This window comes from Kitasatospora putterlickiae, from assembly GCF_039527695.1.
Lineage (GTDB): Bacteria > Actinomycetota > Actinomycetes > Streptomycetales > Streptomycetaceae > Kitasatospora > Kitasatospora putterlickiae.
The window spans coordinates 12,840-14,622 of sequence record NZ_BAAAKJ010000043.1; the positions used below are offsets into that span (position 1 = coordinate 12,840).

At 75.5% G+C, this 1,783-nt stretch carries 3 protein-coding genes; all 3 read right to left on the reverse strand.

Going from position 1 to position 1,783, the window contains the following annotated elements; genetic code table 11:
• Positions 1–180 (reverse strand): hypothetical protein (locus ABD308_RS05245; RefSeq protein WP_344326861.1); only part of this gene is annotated, 180 nt, incomplete at its 3' end.
• Positions 181–256: 76 nt separating this feature from the next.
• Positions 257–1,219 (reverse strand): Ppx/GppA family phosphatase, encoded by a 963-nt coding sequence (locus tag ABD308_RS05250; RefSeq protein ID WP_344326872.1) that lies wholly within the window; start codon positions 1,217–1,219, stop codon positions 257–259.
• Between the two features lie 175 nt (positions 1,220–1,394).
• Positions 1,395–1,783: SUKH-4 family immunity protein (locus ABD308_RS05255; RefSeq protein WP_344326880.1), on the reverse strand; the 389-nt coding region annotated here is incomplete at its 5' end.

Consider the following 1,783-nt stretch of genomic DNA (forward strand, 5'->3'; position numbering starts at 1 on the left):
GCCCGCCGCTCTGGTGGCGGCCTTCCGGGCCGCCTTCTCGGCGACGCCTCCGGCGGCCTCGCGGGCGGCCTTGCCGAGCTTGCGGGGGCGGGTCGCGGGGCGCGGGGCGTCCGACCGCGACCGCCCGTCCTCGGGAGCGCGGCCCTCCCGCGTTCCGTCCTCGTCCGCTGGTTGCGCCACGGGAGACAGCGTAAGCGGACCGCGCCCGGAACGGGGAGCGGGTCGGTGCCCGCCCGGCCGTCCCGGGCGCCGTTCGTCAGGAGGTGAGGGCGGGGCGGCGGCGGTCGGCGGCGCTGTCCATGGCGTCCAGACGGCGCAGGATGATGCCCTCGCGCAGCGCCCAGGGACAGACGTCCAGCTCGTCCAGACCGAACAGGTCCATCGCGGCGTCGGCGACCAGCGCGCCCGCCAGCAGCTGCTTGGCGCGCCCCTCGGAGACACCGGGGATCTGCGCCCGTTCGGCGACGGTCATCGCGGAGAGCCGGGGCAGCCAGGCTGCGAGGTTGCTGCGGGTGAGCCGGCGGTCCGCGTACGGGCCGGCGTCGGCCGGGGCGGCTCCGGTCATCCGGGCCAGCTGCTTGAAGGTCTTGGAGGTGGCGACGGCGTGGTCCGGGGCCCCGAGGCGGGAGATCTCACCGACCACGGTGGCGATCTCGGCGCGGATGTGCTTGCGGAGCCCGCGCAGCTGCTCGGGGTCGGCGACGTCGCCGGGCAGCCAGCGGGCCGTCAGCCGGCCGGCGCCGAGCGGCAGCGAGCAGGCCGCGTCCGGCTGCTCGTCCAGGCCGCAGGCGATCTCCAGCGAGCCGCCGCCGATGTCGAGGTTGAGCAGCCGGCCGGACGACCAGCCGAACCAGCGGCGGACCGCCAGGAAGGTCAGCCGGGCCTCGTCCTGACCGGAGAGCACCCGCAGTTCGACGCCGGTCTCCCCGGCGACCCGGCGCAGCACCGCCTCGCCGTTGGCGGCCTCGCGCACGGCGGAGGTCGCGAAGGGGAGTATGTCGACCACGCCCTTGTCCTCGGCCACCCGCAGCGAGGAGGCGATCATGCCGATCAGCTTCTCGACGCCGGCCGCACTGATCGCACCCTGCTCGTCGAGGAGTTCGGCGAGCCGCAGCTCGGCCTTGTGGGAGTAGGCGGGCAGGGGGGCGGCGCCCGGATGGGCGTCCACCACGAGGAAGTGGACCGTGTTGGAACCTACGTCGAGCACACCGAGTCGCATAAATCTCCACGCTACGCGATCCGGGGCCGGAGGAGACCGGCCGTGCCGGGTGTTCCTGCTGGTCCGGGCCCTGATCGCGGCTCCGGCGCGATCGTTCGAACGGTATTCGGACGGTGTTGTTCCGGTGTTCACCCGGTCGGCGGAGGCTCGGTGCGGCGGGGCGGGCCGGGGCGCCTCAGAGCAGTCCGTCCCAGAGCTGCTCGACGATCACCGCCCACCAGTTCTCCGGGTCGGCGAACACCTCCGGGTCCAGCGCGGCGAGACCGCGCTGCAGGTCCGCGACGGCCGACCCGGCGGCCTCCGGGTCGAGCCCGCGCAGGCCCGGCAGCCAGCCGGCGAACAGCTCCAGGGAGCTCACGAAGGCGGTGACCGAGGCGTTGCAGTGGCGGGCCGTCGCGTAGTCGGGGTCCACCGCCCGGACGGCGCCGCAGGCGGTGTCCAGGGTGATCAGCGCCCAGCCGTCCGTGCCGAGCACCAACTGCGGGGCGAGCGCCCGGCGTTCCCGCTCGGCCACCCGGGTGCCGCGACCCGCCGCCGCCAGGGGCTCGGGCCCCGGCGGGAGCA